The sequence below is a fragment of the Xanthomonas sp. SHU 199 genome (genome assembly GCF_000364665.1).
GTDB classification, from domain to species: Bacteria; Pseudomonadota; Gammaproteobacteria; order Xanthomonadales; family Xanthomonadaceae; genus Xanthomonas_A; species Xanthomonas_A sontii.
In genome coordinates this window covers 1-7,794 of sequence record NZ_AQOI01000415.1, presented here as the reverse complement: position 1 = coordinate 7,794, position 7,794 = coordinate 1, and the positions used below count along the sequence as shown (strand labels likewise).

Annotated in this window: 6 protein-coding genes; 3 read left to right on the top strand and 3 right to left on the bottom strand. The window is 68.0% G+C overall.

The window, feature by feature from the left end; translation table 11 throughout:
- Window positions 1-789: helix-turn-helix domain-containing protein (locus D183_RS0113615; RefSeq protein WP_343122560.1), on the bottom strand; the 789-nt coding region annotated here is incomplete at its 3' end.
- A 549-nt stretch (window positions 790-1,338) separates the two neighbouring features.
- Between D183_RS0113615 and D183_RS0113610 the strand changes: the two genes are divergently transcribed.
- Window positions 1,339-2,856, top strand: coding sequence for an MASE1 domain-containing protein (locus D183_RS0113610; RefSeq protein ID WP_198527667.1), 1,518 nt, complete (start codon window positions 1,339-1,341; stop codon window positions 2,854-2,856).
- Here the strand turns inward: D183_RS0113610 and D183_RS0113605 are convergent.
- Window positions 2,840-3,259, bottom strand: a complete 420-nt coding sequence (locus D183_RS0113605; RefSeq protein ID WP_017909485.1) for a hypothetical protein — start codon at window positions 3,257-3,259, stop codon at window positions 2,840-2,842. The genes D183_RS0113610 and D183_RS0113605 overlap by 17 nt on opposite strands.
- Window positions 3,260-3,558: 299 nt before the next feature.
- Here D183_RS0113605 and D183_RS0113600 point away from each other — a divergent pair, with 299 nt between their 5' ends.
- Window positions 3,559-4,002: an Rrf2 family transcriptional regulator gene (locus D183_RS0113600; RefSeq protein ID WP_017909484.1), complete on the top strand. Its 444-nt coding sequence runs from the start codon at window positions 3,559-3,561 to the stop codon at window positions 4,000-4,002.
- 2 nt (window positions 4,003-4,004) lie between these two features.
- Window positions 4,005-4,925, top strand: a complete 921-nt coding sequence (locus tag D183_RS0113595; RefSeq protein ID WP_017909483.1) for an NAD(P)/FAD-dependent oxidoreductase — start codon at window positions 4,005-4,007, stop codon at window positions 4,923-4,925.
- A 150-nt stretch (window positions 4,926-5,075) separates the two neighbouring features.
- On the opposite strand, the gene D183_RS0113590 is transcribed toward D183_RS0113595, so the two are convergent.
- Window positions 5,076-7,241 (bottom strand): hybrid sensor histidine kinase/response regulator, encoded by a 2,166-nt coding sequence (locus D183_RS0113590; protein ID WP_026144463.1) that lies wholly within the window; start codon window positions 7,239-7,241, stop codon window positions 5,076-5,078.
- Window positions 7,242-7,794 lie beyond the last annotated feature (553 nt).

Below are 7,794 nucleotides of genomic sequence, written 5' to 3'. Positions count from 1 at the left end.
GCCCCCCCGCCGCCAGGCGGACGGGGTGACACCGGCCACGCTGCGGAAGGTGTTGGCCAGGTGCGCTTGGTCGGCGAAGCCGCTGGCGGCGGCAATGTCGGCCCAGCCCAGCGAGCGGTCGCACGCCAGGTCCAGCGCGTGCGAGAAGCGTTGCAGCCGCAGCCAGGCGTTCGGTGCCAGACCGGTCGCCTGCCGGAATAGGGCGATGCAATGCCGATGGCTGAGTCCGCTGGCGCGCACCAGGGTCTCCACGCGCACGTCCGGATGCCAGCCACCGGAACGCAGCACGCACAGCGCCGGATGCCGCACGGGCGGGCGGCCGCCGGCGCGGTCGACCAGCCACCGTTCGAATGCAGCCAGGCGCGCCGACGCCTCGGCGCATGCGTGCAACCGCTCCAGCAGCGCATCGACCTCGCCGGCAGGCAGCAGCAGTTCCAGCGGCGTGTGATGCCCGGCCAAGGCGGATTCGGGCACGCCGAGCAACACGCTGGTGGCGCCTGGACGCAACATCGCACCGACCGAGACCGCAGGCTGCGTGACATCGCGCACGTGATACGCCGTGCGTACCCCACCCACCACCGCGTGGCCGAGGCAATGGCCGCGCAGGTCGGCCGCGTGGTCGAACACACGCAACGGTGCTCCACCGATCCGCACGGCGAGATGCGTGGCACCGGTCGGCAGCACGTGCTCGCGCGCAGGCAGCCGCACGGCCGCAGACACCGGTGCGGGCTCGTGCGCCCACACCGCTGTCACCAGACCGCGCAATGCGGAAACGGGAGGTCGATGCATGGACGCCATGGCGCGATGCTACGCCTGTCATCGGCCCCGTCGGTAGTCCGCCCGACGACGCGATGATCGAACGCTGCTGCACAGGCTCGGCCGCACGTCGCCGGCATCAATCCGATTCGGTCACGCAGGAGTATCGGACGCCCTCGGAATGCCTCCGCGACGCACCTGCAGTGATCATGCCGCATCCGTTGTGGCAGGACGTTTCAGGTTTGCTGGCGCACATCCTTGCCCTGCTGTCGCAGTCACTTTCGAGGAGCACGTGGCCATGCATCATCGCACCTAGCCATGCTCGCGTGGCTCGACATCGAAGCGGTGGAAGACATGCTGCCGCCGGCACGAGCGACGCGCAGCATCACGCAGACGAAACAGCGGCACGACTGCAAGCGCCCCCTTGCCGGCTCGCGAATCCGGGCGAAAGAACACCCGGCATTCGCCTGCATGCGCCGCGCACCTGCGACGCATCTCACACTGTCGTCGACACCGCCAACTGTCTACCCTCGCCGCCGATCCGGCTTATACAGTAGCCGCGACATACCACGGATGGCGGGAATGGCCGCGGCAAGAGATATCGCCAAAGGCGTTCTACTGAGCGCCACTTACTGCGCCGCCTTCCTGCTGGCCTGGCGGTGTTCCGTGGACCAGTGGTATCTGCCGGCCGGCGTGCGCGTCGCGAGCCTGCTGTTCCTACCCGCACGGCGCTGGCCGTGGTTGCTGGCCGGCGATGCCGCCGCGCTGCTGACATTGCGCATTCCCATGAGCGAGACCTGGGGCGCGAGTGCCACCTGGGCATACCTGAGTCCGTTCCTGCTGATGCCCGCCGTGTCGCTGCTGCCGGTGCTGGCGCGTCAGCGGGTGCCTGACCTGGCACGCAACGATCACTGGCTGCTGCCGCTGACGCTGGCGACCGCGCTGTGGAGCACGCTCTGCAACATCGCGATCAACACCGCGCTGGGCGGCCCCGCCGGGCCGGCGCCGCTCGATGTGCTGCTGCGCTACTGGCTTGGCGACTACCTGGGCACCTTGATGTTCGTGCTGCCGGCATTGCTGTGGCTGCGCCGGGACGAACCCACGCGACTGCGGGCCTCGCTGTTGCGCGAGGGGCTGGCGTCGATCGCCGTGGTCGTCGTGCTGTCGGCGTCGATCGCCGTGGCCGGCGACGCGCTGCTGCGACAGTTGCTGATGGTCCTGCTGGTGGTCCCGGCGATCGTACTGACGCTGCGCCATGGCTGGCGGGGCGCGGCGCTCGGCGTGGTCATGGCGAACGTTGCGGTGGCCCTGTCCATGCCCAAGGTCGTCGCACCGGGCATGCACGATGCCGATGCGTTCGTGGTGCAGATCCTGCTCGCCGCCACCGCCACGGTGATGTTCGCGTTCGGATCACGGATCTCCGCCGCCTATCGGCACATGCGCGACGACGGACGCCTGCGCGAACAGGCGCTGGCCTTCGCACAGGCCGGCTACCTCTCCGCCGAACGCACGCTGCGCCGACGGGTGGTCGACTACACCGACCTCAGCACCCAGATCAACAAGCTGCGCCGCGATGTGGTGGAGGATCTGCGCGCACGCGGACATTACGCCGCGGCCATGCAGATGACCCGCACCGGCGTGATCCAGGCGCAGTTGCTGGACGAATACGTCACCGCGCTCTACCCGCTCGGCATCGAGACGCACGGCCTGTACCACACGCTGCACTCGCCGACCTTCGCCAACCTGTGCGCCACGGAGTTCCGCTGCCGCCTGCATGGCGACCCGCGACGCCTGTCGCTGGGTCTGCAACTGGTGGCCTATCGCTGCATCCTCGACGCCCTCGAGACGCTGCCCGTCGCCCACACCCACCTGCTGCAGGCGCGGGTATGGCGTGCCCGGGGGCGACAGGGCATCGCCATCCGCATCACCGCCGATGCGGCGATGCTGAGCGCGTTGCGGCGCCGTCCGGAAGCGCCCGAGCGGGAACTGGCGGTCCGCCTGCAGGCGCATGGCGGCACCTGCCGGCGCCGCCATGCGTTGAGCTTCAGCTTTCTGGTGTCCGAAAGCCCGGCCTCCAGCAGCCTCACTCCACCGCCGTGACCTCCCACGCGTCACCGCGTGCATCCGAGCGCAGGCGCACCACCACATCGGCCGTCCGGTAGATCACGCGCGCCGGCATCGCAGGCGATGCCGTCAGCGAGACCCGCCCCACGTCGCTGCCCATCGGCAGCACCCACAAGGTCTTGCCGATGCGGCCGACCGCGGCACGGACCACGCCGCTGGCGTCGTTGATCTGCAGGTAGTTCACGCCATCGCGCGAGAACTCATAGACGCGCCAGGCCGAATCCGTGGCGAGATTCAGCGCCTTGGGCACGCTTTCGCCCAGTCCCTTGCCCACCACCCCATGCCCGCCGGAGGGGCAGCAGGACTGCGCCTGCGCCTGAAATGACAGCGCCAACCCCGCTGCGACCACGATTGCCAAGCCCTTCGCCTTCGTTTCCATTGCATCGATCCTTTCCCACCCGGGGAATTCCGCCTGCATCTCAGGCGGGATCAAGGTACGTGGTCCGGGCCGGGAAGCGGTCGACAAACAGCATCGCCGCCATGGCGAGAGATCAGGTCGTTGCCTGTCCACGATGAACAAGCGTCGTGCCGGAGCTCGCGGCTGTTTCGATCGCACTCGCCGTGCGTTGCGGGCGCCAGACGCGCACATGTTCGCGGCACACCCCGTTGAACGCGATCGACAGCGCCGGGACGCAACCACGCTTGACCTGTCGCAACTTTCGAAACATCATTAGTTACATGAAACGCGACAGCCGCCTGTCCTCTGTCCTGCATGCCCTGCTGCACATGGCCGAGCACGATGGTCCCATGACCTCCGACGCCCTGGCCCAATGCCTGGGTACCAATCCCGTCGTGGTCCGGCGGACCATGGGGTATTTGCGCGAAGCAGGCATCGTTACCTCGGACCGCGGGCACGCGGGCGGATGGCGCATCCACGCCGATCTGGGTGCGGTCACCCTGCGCCAATTGCACGAAGCGCTGGGCGAACCGGCCCTGTTCGCCATCGGCAATCGCCACGAATCCCCGCAATGCCTGGTGGAGCAAGCGGTGAATGCCGCACTCGAAGGCACGTTCGCAGAGGCCGAGGCGTTGCTGTTGAAGCGGCTTTCGGACATCACCCTTGCCGACCTGGCCGCCGACTTCGCGCGCCGGCATGCGGCGGCACGACGCACGAGGAGTTAGGCATGCATCACGACATCATCGTCATCGGCGGCAGCTATGCGGGCATGGCCGCCGCCCTGCAACTGCTGCGAGCGCGGCGTTCCGTGCTGGTGATCGATGCGGGCCAGCGCCGCAATCGCACGGCCCACCATGCACATGGCTTCCTCGGCCAGGACGGTGTGCCGCCCGGCACCATCGCGGCGACCGCGCGCCAGCAGCTCAGCGCCTATCCGACGCTGACGTGGCTGGACGCACACGCCCTGACCGCCACTGGATCCTTGGACGCCTTCAGGGTGACCACCTCCGATGGCGGCACCCACCAGGGTCGCCGGATCCTGCTCGCCACCGGCGTGGCCGACCAGCTTCCGGCCGTCGACGGCCTCGCCGAACGCTGGGGCACGGCCGTCTTCCACTGCCCGTACTGCCACGGCTACGAGCTGGACCAGGGACGCATCGGCATCGTCGGTGCCGGCCCGCTGTCCGTGCACCAGGCCGAACTGCTCACCGAGTGGGGCAATGTGACCTTGCTCGTCAACGGCGCACTGCAACTGGACGACGCGGCCAGGGCTCTTCTGAGCGGCCGCGGCGTGGCGATCGAGGAGGTGCCCATCGACAGGATCGAGGGGCATGCCGACGTGGTTCTGGCCGACGGTCGGCGGCTGGTCTTCGCCGGCCTGTTCACGGCGACACGCACCACCCCGTCCGGTCCCCTAGCCGAGGCCATGGGCTGCGTGCTGGAGGAGACGCCAATGGGCACCCAGGTCCGCATCGATGCCGAGCATAGGACCTCGGTCGCCGGCGTCTTCGCCTGCGGCGACCTAGCGAAAGCGCCGCATTCGCTGTCATTGGCCGTGGGCAGCGGCGCCATGGCCGGCGCGCAGGTTCACCGCTCGCTGGTATGGCCGGAAACCTTCGCGCCGCCAGCATCAGCACGCACAGGATGACGCGCGCTCGGATTCCACTGCGGTATCGGGCTACGCCGGGCGAATCGCGCGGGCGCAGTCATGCCAGGCGTGGCCGTTGGCCTGGCTGCGCATCCGCCAATGGCCACAACGCACCAGACGCGACGTGCGCATGCGCCTGACCTGACCAGGTCAGTCGAGCCCGGCAAACAGTCCGTGCAACTCGGCAAACCCCACCGGTTTGACCAGGTGCGCGTCGAACCCTGCATGCGCCGAATCGCGGCGATCGCTGTCCTGCCCCCAGCCGGTCAGCGCGACGATGGTGATGTCCTTGCCCCAGTGGCAATCGCGAATGCGGCGGCACGCCTCGTGCCCGTCCATGCCGGGCATGCCGATGTCCATCAGGATGACCTCGGGGCGCATGCGCGCACCGATCGCCAGCGCTTCCTCTCCGCCGCCAGCGGTGCGCACAGCGTGTCCGTCCAGTTCCAGCAGGGCGGCCAGCGCCAGCGCGATATCCGCATTGTCGTCGACCACCAGGATCCGGCGCATCGTTTGTGCCGGCCGGACATCCCCCGTGGCCGACACGGCAACCGGCGCGGCGTCGCAGGGAAGCCGCACGACGAACGCGCTGCCCTTGCCGGCCCCCTCGCTGCGCGCCTCGACGGTGCCGCCGTGCATCTCGACCAGCCGCCGAACCAGCATCAGGCCGATGCCGAGTCCACCTTGCGCACGCTCCAGGGTCCGGTCCACCTGGGTGAACAGTTCGAAGATGGCATCGACCTTGTCCGGCGGAATGCCGGATCCGTTGTCCGCGACCACGACCTCGACGCTGCCCGCGCCCGCCTCGACCCGCACCTCGATGTCTCCCCCGGGTGGCGTGTACTTGCACGCGTTGGTGAGCAGATTCCCGAACACCTGGGTGAGACGGACCGGGTCTCCTTGCAAGGGCAGCGGCGTCTCCGGCAACACCACGCGCAAGCGATGCCGCTGCTGGTCCAATGCAGGACGGCAGACCTCGACGGCCTGCTGGATCACCTCGGCCAGCAGCAGCGACTCGCGCCGCAATTCCAGTTTTCCCTGCTTGATGCGATTGACGTCGAGCAGGTCGTCCACCAAGCGCACCAGCTGCCGTACCTGCCGTTCCATGACCTCGTGCGCCTTCCGCGACAACGCCTCGTTGCCATGCGAGCGCTTGAGCACTTCCAGCATGTTGCGCAACGGCGCCAACGGGTTGCGCAGCTCGTGCGCGAGCATGGCCAGGAACTCGTCCTTGCGCCGCCGCTCCTGCGCCAGCTCCGCTTCGATCTGATGCCGCTCCACCAGTTCGGCGGCCTGGCGTGCGAGCAGGTCGATGTAGCGCAGCGCGTCCGGGTCGGGGCCGCCCGGCCAGCGGTAATGATTGTTGAGCATGCCCAACAGCCGGCCATCGCGGCTGAGCAAGGGCATGCACTGGATGGAGCGGATCTGATCCTCCAGCACGATCTCCAGCCCCAATGTCCCCTGCAGGCCTTCCAGCTTCTCCACGTCGGCGACGACCAGACGCTGCACCTGCTTCGCCGCTTCCCCGCAACTGGCATCCCACCCATCCTCGCGGAAATGCTCGACCAACCGCGGGCCCAGTCCCTGATGCACGACGATCCGCAGGGTTTTCCTGACCGGATCGAAGATCTGGATGTTGCCCTTGTCGGTTCCCGAGATGTCGGCGGCCGCCGCGAGGATCTTCTGCAGCAGCGGCTCGAACTCTCCCGGCCCCACCAGCTCGGCACTCAGTTCCTGCAGGCGGGCGAGCGCCGCCATTTCCTTGCGCAGATGCGCGGCGGCCCGTTCCCGCTCCACCACGATGCTGGTCACCAGCGCGCCGAACTCGGCGACCTTGCGCTCCCACGCAGTAGCCTGCCGCGCTTCCGCAAGACACAGAAAGAACGATCCGACCGCCTTGCCGCCCTGCCCGATGGCCGGGTGCGAATAGCACGCCAGGATGCCGTTTTCCAGGCAAAGCGAGCGCCAGGGCGCGGCCCATTGCGGCGCGTGCTCCACGTCCTCGCACTCGACCGGATGCCCCTCATGGATGGCGGTCCCGCAGGTACCGATGAGCGCTTCCCCGATCGGCAAGCCGCGGATGGCCGCGGCGAATGTCGGCGGGAAGTGCGACGAGTAGCCGCCGCCCATCGTGCGGCGGTCCTCGCTCGCCAGGAGTACGCACGCGCGCGCGCCCGGAGCAAGCCGCGCCACGGCGTCGGTCAGTGCATCCAGGCATTCCTCCATCGGCGCGCCGGACGCGATCATGAGCAGCGCTTTTCTCTGCTCCGCATCCAGGCATGCATCACGTTGGGCCTGTGCAATTTCTCGGTACACGCGCACCTGCTGGATGGCGGCGCCGGATGTTATCGAATAACACCAGCGCGATGGATTTCGGAGCGAATGGATATCCGCAAAAATGGAAACGCTTTCCGAAGAGATGCGAAAACGATGGTGGCATAGGTCACGCGTGAAGCGCGTGCGACGTGCATCTAAGTCTATGGGTGAATGCCTCGTTAGACCTCAAGCCGTGTGAGCGCTGCATGCACGGGAGTCGTGCGCTCCACGATCGCCAAACTGCGTGAGGGGGCGATGACGCTTGTTCGCAGGGGCAGCAGCGCCCATCGCGTCGTCAACCGACCCTTCGAACCGCTGCGGTTGAAGGACATCGCACGATCGAGACAAGCGCATATCGCCGTGTTCGCGTCACGGGATGGCATGCCACATGTCGTCGCTTGCCTGCGCGACGAACGCGCAGCGGTCGCTCATCGCTGACACACCTAGGGTTCGTCGCAGTTGGCGAGACGTTTCGGCGAGGCGCTACGCGCCACCCGCCGCAGCCGCTGGCTGCAATAGCAGCCGCACCAGCGGATTCGGGAAGCGCCGCGAC